General features: G+C 62.3%; 12 protein-coding genes. 2 read left to right on the forward strand and 10 right to left on the reverse strand.

From position 1 onward, the window contains the following. Nucleotides 1-113: 113 nt before the first annotated feature. The 7 genes from FJV77_RS28860 to FJV77_RS28890 form a co-directional block, all read right to left on the reverse strand. Nucleotides 114-1,235 carry a branched-chain amino acid ABC transporter substrate-binding protein gene (locus FJV77_RS28860; RefSeq protein ID WP_142869799.1) on the reverse strand — a complete coding sequence of 374 codons (1,122 nt, stop codon included), beginning with the start codon at nt 1,233-1,235 and terminating at the stop codon, nt 114-116. A 137-nt stretch (nt 1,236-1,372) separates the two neighbouring features. Continuing rightward, the gene (locus FJV77_RS28865; protein WP_142869800.1) at nt 1,373-1,720 is read right to left on the reverse strand and encodes a DUF6867 family protein; all 348 of its coding nucleotides are present in this window, start codon (nt 1,718-1,720) and stop codon (nt 1,373-1,375) included. 112 nt (nt 1,721-1,832) lie between these two features. Continuing rightward, complete coding sequence (locus FJV77_RS28870) at nt 1,833-2,561, reverse strand: ABC transporter ATP-binding protein (RefSeq protein ID WP_142869801.1); 729 nt, start codon at nt 2,559-2,561, stop codon at nt 1,833-1,835. Then, entirely contained in the window at nt 2,561-3,658 is a 1,098-nt protein-coding gene (locus FJV77_RS28875; protein ID WP_142869802.1) for an ABC transporter ATP-binding protein, read from the reverse strand. The genes FJV77_RS28870 and FJV77_RS28875 overlap by 1 nt, the downstream gene beginning before the upstream one ends. After that, the gene (livM, locus tag FJV77_RS28880; RefSeq protein ID WP_142869803.1) at nt 3,658-5,253 is read right to left on the reverse strand and encodes a high-affinity branched-chain amino acid ABC transporter permease LivM; all 1,596 of its coding nucleotides are present in this window, start codon (nt 5,251-5,253) and stop codon (nt 3,658-3,660) included. Before livM ends, FJV77_RS28875 begins: the two co-directional genes overlap by 1 nt. Nucleotides 5,254-5,257: 4 nt before the next feature. Continuing rightward, nucleotides 5,258-6,160, reverse strand: coding sequence for a branched-chain amino acid ABC transporter permease LivH (locus FJV77_RS28885; protein WP_142869804.1), 903 nt, complete (start codon nt 6,158-6,160; stop codon nt 5,258-5,260). A gap of 447 nt (nt 6,161-6,607) precedes the next feature. Continuing rightward, nucleotides 6,608-6,994 (reverse strand): ectoine synthase, encoded by a 387-nt coding sequence (locus FJV77_RS28890; RefSeq protein ID WP_142869832.1) that lies wholly within the window; start codon nt 6,992-6,994, stop codon nt 6,608-6,610. Between the two features lie 134 nt (nt 6,995-7,128). Here FJV77_RS28890 and FJV77_RS28895 point away from each other — a divergent pair, with 134 nt between their 5' ends. Beyond that, nucleotides 7,129-8,028 carry a LysR substrate-binding domain-containing protein gene (locus FJV77_RS28895; RefSeq protein WP_142869805.1) on the forward strand — a complete coding sequence of 300 codons (900 nt, stop codon included), beginning with the start codon at nt 7,129-7,131 and terminating at the stop codon, nt 8,026-8,028. On the opposite strand, the gene FJV77_RS28900 is transcribed toward FJV77_RS28895, so the two are convergent. The 3 genes from FJV77_RS28900 to FJV77_RS28910 are packed head-to-tail and all read right to left on the reverse strand — an operon-like array spanning nt 8,021 to nt 11,393. Then, nucleotides 8,021-9,022, reverse strand: a complete 1,002-nt coding sequence (locus FJV77_RS28900) for a 4-hydroxyproline epimerase (RefSeq protein WP_142869806.1) — start codon at nt 9,020-9,022, stop codon at nt 8,021-8,023. The two genes, FJV77_RS28895 and FJV77_RS28900, sit on opposite strands and share 8 nt — an antisense overlap. A 13-nt stretch (nt 9,023-9,035) precedes the next feature. Next, nucleotides 9,036-10,454 (reverse strand): FAD-dependent oxidoreductase, encoded by a 1,419-nt coding sequence (locus tag FJV77_RS28905; protein ID WP_185970458.1) that lies wholly within the window; start codon nt 10,452-10,454, stop codon nt 9,036-9,038. A gap of 45 nt (nt 10,455-10,499) precedes the next feature. Continuing rightward, nucleotides 10,500-11,393, reverse strand: a complete 894-nt coding sequence (locus tag FJV77_RS28910; RefSeq protein ID WP_142869807.1) for a dihydrodipicolinate synthase family protein — start codon at nt 11,391-11,393, stop codon at nt 10,500-10,502. Between the two features lie 69 nt (nt 11,394-11,462). On the opposite strand from FJV77_RS28910, the gene FJV77_RS28915 reads away from it, so the two are divergent. After that, the gene (locus FJV77_RS28915; protein WP_185970459.1) at nt 11,463-12,152 is read left to right on the forward strand and encodes a GntR family transcriptional regulator; all 690 of its coding nucleotides are present in this window, start codon (nt 11,463-11,465) and stop codon (nt 12,150-12,152) included. Nucleotides 12,153-12,154: the final 2 nt, after the last annotated feature.

Consider the following 12,154-nt stretch of genomic DNA (forward strand, 5'->3'; position numbering starts at 1 on the left):
GGCCCCTGTGCAATACAGGACCCAGCCCTTAAATCTACCAGCTCAATGAACCGTCCAACTTTACGGGGTCAGTTCACAAGCGCCGGGCATTTCGTAGCGATTGAGTTATCCGATCAGGACTTCGGCAGCCAGGTGATCTTGCCGTCCGGACCCTTCTTCCACTCGTACATGATGTAGCCCGGGAGCTTCGGATCGCCCTTCTCGTCATAGGCGAGGTCGCCCAGAACGGTCTTGAACGGACCCTTCTCATGCATCGCCTTGGCCACTTCCACCGGGTCGTTCGACTTGGCCACGGCAGCGGCCTCCGCGATCACCTGCATGGCGGCGTAGGCGTAGAGCGTGTAGGCTTCCGGTTCAAAGCCCTGGGCGCGGAACTTCTCGACCAGAGCCTTGTTCTCGGGGATCAGGCGGGGATCCGGACCGAAGGTGTTGAGCGTGCCGATAACCGCGTCGCCGGCGATCGCAGCCAGCTCGTCGGTGACGATGCCGTCGCCCGACATCAGGGTTGCCTTGAGGCCCTGGTCAGCCGACTGGCGGATGATCAGGCCGGCTTCCGTGTGCAGGCCGCCCCAGTAGATCAGGGTGACGCCGGCGTCCTTCATCTTGGCGATCAGCGCCGAGAAGTCCTTGTCGCCGACATTGACGCCTTCGTACATGACTTCCGTCAGGCCGGCTGCGTTCATCGCCTTCTTGGTTTCGTCGGCAAGGCCCTGACCGTAGGGGGTCTTGTCGTGGATGACGGCAACCTTGGCGTCCTTGAAGTTGGCCGCGATGTAGGCGCCGGCAATGCCGCCCTGCTGATCATCGCGTCCGCAGGTGCGGAACACGTTCCACAGGCCGCGCTCGGTGAATTTCGGGTTGGTCGCCGCCGGGGTAATTTCGACGATGTTGTTGTCGACATAGACTTCCTGAGAGACCGGGATCGAGACGCCCGAGTTGAAGTGGCCGACCACGAACTTGACGCCGTCGCCAACGAACTTGTTGCCGACCGAGATGCCCTGCTTCGGATCGGAGACGTCGTCGCCGACTTCAAGCTTGATCTGCTCGCCATTCATGCCGCCTGCTGCGTTGATGTCGGCGACAGCCGCTTCCGCACCCTTCTGCAACTGCGCACCGAAAGCCGCATTCGGGCCGGTGATCGGACCGGCGACGCCGACGAGGACGTCAGCCCATGCGTTACCGCCGAACGCGACAAGCGCGGTCAGGGCAACGGCGGACAAAAGTGATTTTTTCATTTAAACGCTCCCATTTACGAGGTGGGCGTGGATGATACTTTCATGCGATGCCCACCCTTATCGCAGAAAGCGTACTTTGCCGATTTTCAGGCTCTTGTCACGCCGATTCATCCCCGGAACGGCGTTAATGATGAACGTCAGCCTTTCGGTTTCCAGCTTAAGATCGAAGCCCGTTCGTAAAGCCAATTATACTGCGTCACCATCTGGTTGGTGCGCGTGTATTGATAGCCGACAAACCCCAATATCATGAGCACGATTGTGTCCACGACATAGTATTGCAGCGAAAACATCGTGCCGCCGAACAGGGCATGATGGATGAACCTGATGCCGATGCCTAGTCCCAGCAAGTAGGCGAACAGCGCCGGCAGCCTGCGCCATGTCTGGGCGCTGGCCTTGCCGGTCATCCATGCCGCCCACCCGCCGAGCAGACAGGTGACGAAGAAGAACTGCCAGATGGAAGGTTCCTCGTAAAGAATGCCTTGCATGGTGAAGACTCCCTAGCATGACCCCGAAAAGTTGCAGACTTTTCGGACAAAGGTCATGCGACAAACAAACAACTTGGAGCGGAATACCGTATGCAAACATTCCGCTCCAAACTCAGTGATGGCCGCCTTCGAGATAGGCCGCGCGCACTTCCGGATTGGCGAGCAATTCCTTGCCGGTGCCGCTCATGGTCACGTTGCCGTTGACCATGACATAGCCGCGCGTGGCAAGCTTGAGCGCGCCGAAGGCGTTCTGCTCGACCAGGAACACGGTCAGCCCTTGCGTGCGGTTCAGCTCGCGGATGGCGTCGAAGATTTGCTTGACGATCAGCGGCGCCAGGCCCAGCGACGGCTCGTCGAGCAGGAGCAGCTTCGGCCGCGCCATCAGCGCGCGTCCGATCGACAGCATCTGCTGCTCCCCGCCCGACAGCGTGCCGCCGCGCTGGGCGATGCGCTCCTTGAGGCGCGGGAACAGCGTGAACACCTTCTCGGCATCCTCGTCATAGTGCTTGAGGTTGTCTAGACCGGCGCCCATCTGCAGGTTTTCCATCACCGTCATGCGCGGGAAAATGCGTCTGCCTTCGGGCGACTGCGCTATGCGCATGCGCGCGATCTCATGCGTCGGCATCTGGGTGATGTCGGTTCCGGCGAAAGTGATGGTGCCGGAACGGGCCCGCGGCGCACCGAAGATGGTCATCATCAGCGTCGACTTGCCGGCGCCGTTGGCGCCGATCAGCGCGACGATCTCGCCCTGGTTGACGTGGACATCGACGCCGTTCAGCGCCTTGATGTTGCCGTAGTAGGTCTCGACGCCCTTGATGTCGAGCAACGTTGTCTCGGCCATCACTTACGCCCTCCGCGCGGCTTGGATGTCGGGGATTTCCCGGGAGGCTTGGCCGTGGCCCGCTCGGTCGGTTTTCTCGGCGCGACGCTGGCCTTTGCATCGAATTGAGCTGCCTTCGAGGCGCCCTTCGATACCGTGACCCGCTCGCCCTCGCTATGGCCGATCGTGTCGCTCACCGGACCGGCGAGATAAGACGACGACGTGCCTGGTCCGTGTGCCGTATCAGGCCCTATGTCCAACTGCTCGATGACGTCTTCATCGCCGACCTCGGTCAGCACCGTCTCGACCTCCTCGTCGTCGACGCCGAGATAGGCGGCGATGACGCGCGGGTCGGTGCGCACCGATTGCGGGCTGCCGTCGGAAATCTTGCGGCCATATTCGAGCACAACGACATGGTCGGAAATCTGCATGACCACCGACATGTCATGCTCGATCAGCAGGATAGAGGTGCTGCTCTTGATGTCCATCAGCAGCGTATTGAGCGCGGCCGATTCCTTCGGATTGAGGCCGGCCGCCGGCTCGTCGAGGCACAGAAGCTCGGGCCCCGTGCACATGGCGCGCGCGATCTCGAGGCGCCGCTGCGCGCCATAGGGCAAATCGCCGGCCGGATCGTCGGCGCGATCGACGAGATCTGCCTTCTCCAGCCAGTGCTTGGCAAGCTCCACCGATTCGGCCGAGGCCCTGCGGTAGCCGCCGATCCCGAGCAGGCCAAGGATCGTATAGCCCGATGCCTTCATCAGTTTGTTGTGCTGGGCAACCAAGAGGTTCTCCAGCAGCGTCATGCCGGAGAACAGCCGGATGTTCTGGAAGGTGCGCGCCACCTTGGCGCGCGCCGGGATCTCGTGGTTAGGCAGCCGTTCGAGCAGGAAGCTCGAGCCGTCGGCACCGTTGAGCGTGATCATGCCTTCCGACGGCTTGTAGAAGCCGGTGATGCAGTTGAAGACGGTGGTCTTGCCGGCACCGTTGGGCCCGATCAGCGCGGTGATCTCGCCGCGCTTGGCCTGGAACGACAGGTCGCCGATGGCGACCAGGCCGCCGAACTTCATCGACAGATGCTCGACCTGGAGAATGGCGTCTTTCATCGAATTAGCACTCATCAGCCGTGCCCTTCCTTGGTGAAGGAACCGGAGACGGCTTTTCGTTCTCTGAGGAAGGCTGTCGGTTCACGACTGCCGACGAAGCCGCGCGGCTTCCACAGCATGACGATGACCATGGCCATGCCGAACAGAAGCATGCGGTAAAGCTCCGGCGTGAAGTCCTTTCCGAAGAAACTTTTCAGGAAGTCGAGCTCACGCAACGCCTCCGTACCGCCGATCATCACCATTGCGGCGACCGCGATGCCGACCAGCGAACCCATGCCGCCGAGCACGACGATAGCAAGGATGATCGCCGATTCGAGGAAGACGAAGGATTCAGGGCTGACGAAGCCCTGCCTTGCGGAGAAGAAGGCGCCGGCAAAACCGCCGAACATGGCACCGGTGGCAAAGGCGGTGAGCTTGGTGGTGGTGGTATTGATGCCAAGCGAGCGGCAGGCGATCTCGTCCTCGCGCAGCGCCTCCCAGGCTCGGCCGACAGGCATGCGCCGCAATCGGGTGGTGACGAAGGCCGTCAGCAGCGCCAGCGCCAGGATCAGATAGTAGAGGAAGATCTTGTAGTAGGCGCTCGACTGGGCGATATCCAGCACCTTGCCGATATAGTTCGGGTCCGTCGAATTGAACGTCATCAGGCCGAAGAAGGTGACCTTCGGGATGCCGGAGACGCCGGCAGAGCCGTTGGTCACGTCGCGCCAGTTGATCAATACCAGGCGGATGATCTCGCCGAAGGCCAGTGTGACGATTGCCAGATAATCGCCGCGCAGCCTGAGCACCGGAAACCCGAGCATCACGCCCCAGAAAGCGGCCATGGCGCCGGCAACCGGCAGCAGGATCCAGAAGGACAGGCCGTAGTGCGAACCGAGCAACGCATAGGCGTAGGCGCCGACCGCGTAGAAGGCGACATAGCCAAGGTCGAGCAGGCCGGCGAGGCCGACGACGATGTTCAGCCCCCAGGCCAGCATCACATAGATCAGGATCTGGATGCCGTAATTGTCGACCCATTTCAACGACCCTTGCAGGCCGCCCATGATCGACCACGCATAGATCGACAGCACTACGACGACAAGGATCGGATAGAGCACCAGCGCCGCTATGCCGAGCTTGGTGAAATTGGCGTGGATGAAGGCGCGGAAGTAAAAGATCACGCAGGCCAGCGCATAGATGACGGCCAGCGCGCGCAGGAATTGCAAACCACCGGCCAGCTTGTCACCCACCAGCCCCGGCAAGGCGCTGTTGAACGCAAACAGGACCACCGCCAGCACGATGGCGACGATGAAGGCCGGAAGCTGGAAGAAGCGCGACGCCAAGCTCGCCGGCAACAGGCCGGTGGCGACATCGGCGATCTTCTGATTGGTCATGAACGGCTGGCCGTAGGCGATATAGAAGAAGCGGCCAAGCATGGTCAGCACGACCACGGTTATGAGCAGCCCCCAGCGCTGCGCCAGGATCAGCTGGTTGCTGATGTTCTGGTCGGTCTTCAGGCCGATGAACAGAATGAACAGGCCCAGCGCGATGGCGCCGGCATAGAGCGCTTCACGAAATGCGCGCTGCACGGGGGAGGCGACGGTGTCGCGCTCCGAGGATACGGAAACCGCCATTGTCTCAGACCTTTTCGACTTCTGGCCGGCCCAAAATGCCGGAAGGCAGGAAGATCAGCACGATCGCCAGGATGGAGAACGCCGCGACGTCCTTGTAGTCGATCGAGAAATACGCCGACCACATGCTCTCGATGAAGCCGATCATCAGCCCGCCAAGCACGGCGCCCGGCAGAGACCCGATGCCGCCGAGAACGGCCGCGGTGAAGGCCTTGACCCCCGGCACGAAGCCGTCGGAGAAGGCGATGACGCCGTAATACATCAGGAACAGCGTGCCGGCGACGGCCGCAAGCGCTGCGCCCATGATGAAGGTGATCGAGATCGTACGATCGACATCGACGCCGAGAAGTGCGGCCATCTTGCGGTCCTGCTCACACGCCCGTTGCGCCCGGCCCAGTGAGGTCCTGTTGACCAGGTACCAGAACAAAGCGAGCAGCAGCGCCGTGACGATGACGATGATGATCTGCTTCAGCGACACGCTGATGCCGTTGATGTTGTAGACCTGGCTAACCATCGGCGGGATCGGCTTGTTGCGCGGACCCTGCGTCACCTGGATGAAGTTCGACAGCGCGATCGACATGCCGATGGCGGTGATCAGCGGCGCCAGCCGAAACGAACCGCGCAGCGGCCGGTAGGCCACCTTCTCGATCGTCCAGTTGTAGAGGCTGGTGAGCAGCATCGCCACGATCATCATGATCAGCAGCGCCAGGACGACCGGCACCGAATAGAACAAGGAGCCGAGGATGAGGAAGACAACGAGGGCGGCGAAGGCCCCGACCATGAAAATGTCGCCGTGGGCGAAGTTGATCATGCCGATGATGCCGTAGACCATCGTGTAGCCGATTGCGATCAGCCCATAGATCGATCCCAGCGTCAGCCCATTGATAAGCTGCTGGACAAAGTACTGCATGTGTACATGGCTCCCCTGGAATGTCGCCCATGCAGACGCATTCCTTTTCGTATTTCCCCTAGTCGTAAAGTTTCGAGCCCGGATTGCAACGTGATTTTTCAAACGTCGTGCGTGTTTTGCCGGCACGCCTTCCGATTGCCCGTTTTTTTGCTCCCGACCCCTGGACTATCGCGGACCCTATCATTGGCATAACGCAATGTCTTTGACGATTCAGCCGGACAACGCACCCCCTTTCGAAGAAATCGCCGTCAAAATTGCGTGATGAGACGAATCGTTGCGTTACTGACAGGCTGCGTTTTTTAGCCACATTCCTTTCCTCGGGGGCAAGATTCTTGCTACTTGGCCACAAAGCTTGATCGAGTGGGCCGCGATGGCCGATAAAAGACCGAGTTGAACTCGAGCGTCCAGGCTCGACCGCCGGGCAAGGAAGCGGCTGCCTGTCTTTGATCAGTAGGCGGATCCACCGTCATCGCTCAGCGCATGCCGCTCCGTGCCCTTCAAGGGCGGATTGAAGACGCTGACCAGGATCATGTCGCCTGCGGGGTCGGCCCGCAGATAATGCTCGTCATGCTCATTGAGCACATAGATCGTACCCGGCTCGATGCGGTGCACCGCACCGGACATGTCCTCGACCTCACCGGCGCCGGCGATGCAATAGCAGGCCTCGAAATGCCGCCGATACTGCAGGCGTGATTCGCTGCCGGCACGCACCACGGTATGGCAGACCGTGAAGCCCATGCCGTCCTGCTGGGTCAGCAGCCGATGGCTGGTGCCATTGCCCCAATTCACGAAGAAGTCAGATTTTTCTACATCAGCCAATTGTCTGGTGAACATGACGATTTCCCTGCGGATGCCGGCCAAGGGCCGGGAAATTTGTGTATGGATTGGTGATCCACAGCAGAGATGCCGCATGCCGGGCAGGCTTTCAAATGATTGCTTCTCACCGATCATGTTAGTAAATCTTACAGATGGACTACGTTCCGCTGAATGCCATCCGTGCCTTCGAGGCTGCTTCGCGCCGCTTGAGCTTTTCCGCTGCCGCCGAAGAGCTGCATGTCACCCATCCGGCGATCAGCCATCAGATCAGGCGCCTGGAGGAATGGCTGGGCGTGCCTCTGTTCCACCGCGATGCGCGCAAGGTAAGGCTGACCGATGCCGGCGTGATCCTGCAGGCGTCAGCGAGCGCTGCCCTTGCCGAACTCGGCGCCACCTGCCGGCGCATCCGGCGCAATGCCGCGGCGGCGACGATTTCTGTCGGCTGCATCCCGTCCATCGCCAGCCGCTGGCTGGTGCCCCGCCTGCCAGCCTTCACCGCCAGCCATCCCGACATCGGCATGCGCGTCGCCTATGCCAAGGCTGAGGACAGGCTTGGCGACGGCGACAATGACGTGCTGATCACGCTCGGCGCCGATCCGACGCCCGGCGTCACCAGCCTGAAACTGTTTTCGCGCCTCAACCGCCCGGTGTGCAGCCCCTACTATCTGGCCGGCAGGGAGCATCTCAAGACACCTGCCGGGATCGCCGGCGCCGACCTGCTGCACGACGAGAACCGCCAAGGCTGGAGCGAGTGGTTTGCCGAGGCCGGACTGGCCAAGGTCGATGTCGGCAACGGGCCGGTCTTCGCCGACTTCAATATTCTTGCCACCGCCGTCATCGCCGGCCACGGCGTGGCGCTGTGTCCGGTCGATGTTTTCCGTGACGAGCTGAAACGCGGCGACCTGGTGGTCCTGTCCAACATATCGACGAACCGCGACAAGGCTTACTTCCTGACCATGGCGGCGAATGCCTCCCCCGCCGCACTCACCTTCGCCGACTGGTTCCGTCGGGAAGTCTCGGTCGATGCCGAGGGCAACCAGCGCGCTACTTGACGACGAACCCATGCGCGAACGGATCGCGGTCGTCGATGAAGATAGTGTTCAGGCCGGTCATCCGCGCCCAGCCGCCGATCGAAGGGATGATGGCCGGCTTGCCGGCGACGGTGACGTCCTTCTCGACCTTGCCCTTGAACAGCGAGCCGATGATCGATTCATGGACAAAGCCGTCGCCTGCCTTGAGCTTGCCCTTGGCACGAAGCTGCGCCATGCGCGCAGAGGTGCCCGTACCGCAAGGTGAGCGGTCGATCGCCTTGTCGCCATAGAAGACGGCATTGCGCGCATCCGCGCCCGCCACCGTCGGCTTGCCCGTCCACAGCATATGCGACAGCCGGTTGATCTCAGGATTTTCCGGATGCACGAACGAGTACTTTTCGTTGAGCCGCTGCCGCACCACCGGGCTCCAGGCGATGAAGTCACTGGCGGAGTAGTCAGCCATATCGCGGTAATTCGCCTGCGGTTCGACAATGGCGTAGAAATTGCCGCCATAAGCGACATCGACGGTAATCTCGCCAAGCTGCGGACACTCCACCGTCAGCCCTTCCGCATAAAGGAAGGACGGCACATTGGTGATGCGCACCTCTTCGACATAATCGCCCACCTGTTTGTACTCGGCAATGACCAGGCCAGCCGGCGTGTCGAGCCTGAGTACACCCGGCGTTTTCGGCTTGATCAACCCATATTCAATGGCCATCGTCACCGTGCCGATGGTGCCGTGGCCGCACATTGGCAGGCAGCCCGATGTCTCGATGAACAGGATGGCGATGTCGCAATCCTCGCGCGTCGGCGGATAAAGGATCGAGCCCGACATCACGTCATGGCCGCGCGGCTCGAACATCAGCCCGGTGCGGATCCAGTCATACTCCGCCAGGAAATGCGCCCGCCGTTCCATCATCGTCGACCCTTCGAGCAAGGGACCGCCGCCAGCGACCAGCCGCACCGGATTGCCGCACGTATGGCCGTCGATGCAAAAGAAGGATTTTTTGGCCATGATTTCCTCGAACTCAAAACCGTTGCGGGCTGAAGGGGGTAAGATCGATCGGCGAAGTCTGCCCGAGAACGAGATCGCGGATCAAGCGGCCGCTGGCCGCCGCCTGGGTCAGGCCGAGATGGCCATGACCAAAGGCGTAGACGACGTTGGGCGCGGCGCGCGCCGTGCCGATGACCGGCAGCGAATCCGGCAACGACGGACGATAGCCCATCCATTCGCGGCCGCCTGACGCGTCCAGTCCCGGTAGGAATTGTTTGGCTTTTTCCAGCATCGCCTTGGAGCGTGCAAAATTCGGCGGCCGGTCGAGTCCGCCCAGTTCGACGGCGCCGCCGACGCGCAAGCCGGTGTCGAGCGGCGTGATGACAAAGCCGTGGCCGGAAAAGATCAGCATCCGCTGCACGGCAAAGGCGGTCTTCGGCAAGGTCGTGTTGTAGCCCCGCTCGGTCTCGAGCGGGATAATGTCGCCGAGGTTCTTGGCCAGCAGATGCGACCATGCCCCGGCAGCGACGACGAGGTGTCTCGCCTGTCTGGTCGTGCCGTCGGCCAGCGTCAGCGCCGCGCCGCCATCATTGGCCGCGACGCGCTCGACGCGTGCTTTCTCGAAACGCGCGCCCAACCCTTCGGCATAGGCCCACACTGCCTTGCCGAGCAGTTTCGGGTCGGCAACCGTCTTCCATCCCGGCACGAACGTGCCCTTGATGAAGCGCGGCGACAGCCCAGGCTGCAGCCGCGCCAGTTCGTCGCCTTCGACATGGCGAAAGCCGATGCCGAAGCGCTCGCGCGCCGCCCAGCCGGGGAGCCCGGCCTGGAATTCCGCCTCGCTTTCGTAAAGTTCCACCGAACCATTCTCGTGCAGCATCGGCCGCGTGCCGGACCGGTCGAGCAGTCCCATCCATTCGGCCTCGGCGAGCTTCATCATGCCGGCCTGAGCAGCAAGGCTCGCCTCATAATGCCTCGGCGCGCCAGCGCGCCAGAAGCGGATCAGCCATGGCAACAGCTTCGGCAGGTAGGCTGGCGGGATGCTGAGCGGTCCGAGCGGATCGGCTAGCCATCTCGGCAATTGCCGCATCATGCCCTTATGCGCCATGGGCAGCACGTCGGAGAAGGCGAAGGCGGCGGCATTGCCGGAGCTCGTCTCCTCGCAGATGCCGGTGCGATCGAAGATCGTAACACTGCGCCCGGCCTCGGCCAGCATGGCTGCGGCGCAGATGCCGACAATGCCGCCACCGACAATGGCGATGTCTTCCCCTTCTCCCCGTTGACGGGGGTGAGGAGTGGTCCGCGTAGCGGGCGGAAAGCCAACTGCTTGGCTTTCCGAATGAGGAACGCCCGCAGCAGTAGCGAAGGGCTGCGGTGCCCGAAGGGCGGATGGCGGGCGGCGCCCCGCCTCTGCCGATTTGGAATTTCCTTGCACGCTGGCGCTGCCCCTCATCTGGCTGCCGCCATCTTCTCCCCGTGAACGGGGAGAAGAAAGCTCTCAGAACGTCGGCAGCTTCGGCCGTACCGCCAGCGCGTCCTTGACGATCTTCTCGACCGCCTTGCGGCGCTCGCCCGACAGCGGCTGGCGCGGCATGCGCACCCGGTCATTGGTGTTGATCGCGAACACTTCGGCAAGCTTGATGTTCTGCACCAGATAGGTCGATACGTCGAGATCGAGTAGCGGCCGGAACCAGCGGTAGATCGAAAGCGCCTCCTCGCGGCGGCCCTGCTTCATCAGCTGGAAGATGGCGACGGTCTCGCGCGGGAAGGCCGTGACCAGACCCGCTACCCAGCCGATGGCGCCGACCGACAGCGCCTCGAAAGCGAGGTTGTCGACGCCGGTGAAGAGGTCGTAACGGTCGCCGAAGCGGTTGATGATCTCGGTCGAACGGCGGATGTCATCGGACGATTCCTTGATGGCGACGAAGCGCTTGTCGGCCGCCAGCTCCTCCATCTGGTCGACGGTGACGTCGACGCGGTAGGCGAGCCGGTTGGAGTAGATCATCACCGGCAGGTCGCCGGCCTGAGCGACGGCGCGCAAGGCGGCGACGGTCTCTTCCGGGTTGGTGTGATAGATCGGGCTCGGCACCACCATCAGCCCGTTGGCGCCTTCCTTGGCGGCGCGCTTGGCGATGCTTGCCGCCTCGCGGGTGCCGGCCTCGTTGACCGTCAGCAGCACCGGCTTCTTCCCGGCAACCTTTTGCGCGGTCTTCAGCACCTCGATCTTTTCGTCATGCGACAGCATCGGCCCTTCGCCGAGCGAGCCGCAGACGATGATACCGTCGCAGCCGGCCTCCATCTGCAAGGCAAAGCAGCGCTCCATCTCGGCATGGTCGAGACGGTCGTCAGCAGTGAATTTGGTCGTGACGGCGGGGAAAACTCCAGTCCACATGGCTATGTCTCCATCTGATATATCAGTCATATATCTGCTAGGAAATCTACTGTCAATGCGGAATCTGCTATGATATATCTAAAATATATCAGGAGCGGACCTTTGATATCCACCGACACTGCATCCCCAGAGCCGGCTGCCACCAGGGCCTATCGCGCGCTCGAGCATTTGATCGTGACGCTGGAACTGGCGCCGGCGAGCTTTGTCACCGAGGGCGCCCTGATCGAGAGGCTCGGCCTCGGCCGCACGCCGGTGCGCGAGGCGATCCAGCGCCTGGCCTGGGAAGGCTTGCTCGACATAAGGCCACGCGCCGGCATCGCCATTGCGCCGCTGCATCCCGGCGATTGGCTGCGCGTGCTTGACGCGCGCCGCGGCGTCGAGGTGGTGCTGGCACGCTCAGCCGCGCGTTTCGTCACCCGCGAGGCCGCAGACCTGTTTCACGACGCAGCACTTGCCATGCAGAAGGCGGTGATCTCCGGCAACGTGCTGGCCTTCATCCAGGCCGACAAGGCGCTCGACGAGGCGCTGGCGCAGGCTGCCGACAACCCGTTCGCGGCGCGGCTGGCCGCGCCCTTGCAGACCCACAGCCGCCGCTTCTGGTTCCGCTACAAGGCCGATACGGGGCTCGCCGAATCCGCCGAGCACCATGTCGCGCTAATCCGCTCGATCCTGGCCGGCGACGAGGAAGCCGCCGCCAAGGACGCCAAGCGGCTGATGGCGCTACTGCGTGGCCGTGCCGAGGTCGCCGCGACGCGCTGAAC

This window comes from Mesorhizobium sp. WSM4306, from assembly GCF_007003975.1.
GTDB lineage: Bacteria > Pseudomonadota > Alphaproteobacteria > Rhizobiales > Rhizobiaceae > Mesorhizobium.

What these genes read in the sequence shown, in the direction of transcription:
- FJV77_RS28860 (WP_142869799.1), bottom strand. Translation starts at nt 1,235, where the DNA reads ATGAAAAAATCACTTTTGTCCGCCGTTGCCCTGACCGCGCTTGTCGCG.
- FJV77_RS28865 (WP_142869800.1), bottom strand. Translation starts at nt 1,720, where the DNA reads ATGCAAGGCATTCTTTACGAGGAACCTTCCATCTGGCAGTTCTTCTTC.
- FJV77_RS28870 (WP_142869801.1), bottom strand. Translation starts at nt 2,561, where the DNA reads ATGGCCGAGACAACGTTGCTCGACATCAAGGGCGTCGAGACCTACTAC.
- FJV77_RS28875 (WP_142869802.1), bottom strand. Translation starts at nt 3,658, where the DNA reads ATGAGTGCTAATTCGATGAAAGACGCCATTCTCCAGGTCGAGCATCTG.
- livM (WP_142869803.1), bottom strand. Translation starts at nt 5,253, where the DNA reads ATGGCGGTTTCCGTATCCTCGGAGCGCGACACCGTCGCCTCCCCCGTG.
- FJV77_RS28885 (WP_142869804.1), bottom strand. Translation starts at nt 6,160, where the DNA reads ATGCAGTACTTTGTCCAGCAGCTTATCAATGGGCTGACGCTGGGATCG.
- FJV77_RS28890 (WP_142869832.1), bottom strand. Translation starts at nt 6,994, where the DNA reads ATGTTCACCAGACAATTGGCTGATGTAGAAAAATCTGACTTCTTCGTG.
- FJV77_RS28895 (WP_142869805.1), top strand. Translation starts at nt 7,129, where the DNA reads ATGGACTACGTTCCGCTGAATGCCATCCGTGCCTTCGAGGCTGCTTCG.
- FJV77_RS28900 (WP_142869806.1), bottom strand. Translation starts at nt 9,022, where the DNA reads ATGGCCAAAAAATCCTTCTTTTGCATCGACGGCCATACGTGCGGCAAT.
- FJV77_RS28905 (WP_185970458.1), bottom strand. Translation starts at nt 10,454, where the DNA reads ATGAGGGGCAGCGCCAGCGTGCAAGGAAATTCCAAATCGGCAGAGGCG.
- FJV77_RS28910 (WP_142869807.1), bottom strand. Translation starts at nt 11,393, where the DNA reads ATGTGGACTGGAGTTTTCCCCGCCGTCACGACCAAATTCACTGCTGAC.
- FJV77_RS28915 (WP_185970459.1), top strand. Translation starts at nt 11,463, where the DNA reads ATGATATATCTAAAATATATCAGGAGCGGACCTTTGATATCCACCGAC.